Source organism: Neorhizobium turbinariae, from assembly GCF_023223505.1.
Taxonomy (GTDB): domain Bacteria; phylum Pseudomonadota; class Alphaproteobacteria; order Rhizobiales; family Rhizobiaceae; genus Neorhizobium; species Neorhizobium turbinariae.
Genome location: NZ_JALPRY010000048.1, coordinates 1 through 857, shown reverse-complemented (window position 1 = coordinate 857; position 857 = coordinate 1). Strand labels below are relative to the sequence as shown.

The window sequence follows — 857 nt, the reverse complement described above, 5'->3', positions numbered from 1 at the left end:
CTGGAGGATCGCGTCCGCGAGCTGGAGCGCATGCTCGGCCGCAAGACAATGGAGGGTCGAAATCCAACGTGAAGCCCTTTCCAAAGCGGACTCAAAAAAACGGATATCGCGGCCGATCTTGCTGCCGAAGGACGGTTCCCGATGAAAACCGTCGCTGACACGCTGGGCGTATCCCGCTCCAACCTCGTCGAGCGGATGAACGGCAGATCGAAGCCGCGCGGGCGCTATAACAAGGTCGAGGATGTAGAGCTTGTGCCCATCATTCGCAGGCTGGTGGATCAAAGGCCCACCTATGGCTATCGGCGGATCGCCGCGCTCCTCAATCGCGAGAGGCGAGCTGCCGATAAGCCTGTCGTCAACGCCAAACGGGTTCATCGCATCACGGGCAACCACGCCATGCTGCTGGAGAAGCACACGGCCGTTCACAAAGGTCGTGTCCACGACGGTAAGGTGATGGTCATGCGCTCCAACCTGCGCTGGTGTTCGGACGGTCTGAAGTTCACCTGCTGGAACGGCGAGGTCATCCGTCTCGCCTTCATCATCGACGCCTTCGACCGAAGGATCATAGCTTGGACGGCTGTCGCCAATGCCGGCATCTCCGGCTCCACGTGCGCGACATGATGCTGGAGGCGGCCGAGAAACGCTTCAGCGCAACCAAAGCCCCACATGCCATCGAGCATCTCTCGGACAATGGCTCGGCTTACACCGCGAGAGATACGAGGCTGTTTGCCCAAGCGCTCAATCTGACACCTTGCTTCACGCCGGTGGCCAGTCCGCAGTCCTACGGAATGTCCGAGGCTTTCGTCAAAACTCTGAAGCGGGACTATATCCGCATATCAGCTCTACCGGACGCCAAA

General features: G+C 59.6%; 1 pseudogene. It reads left to right on the top strand.

Annotated elements, in window-relative coordinates:
• Nucleotides 1-857 (top strand): annotated as a pseudogene (locus tag M0654_RS22535) (IS3 family transposase); the annotation flags it as partial.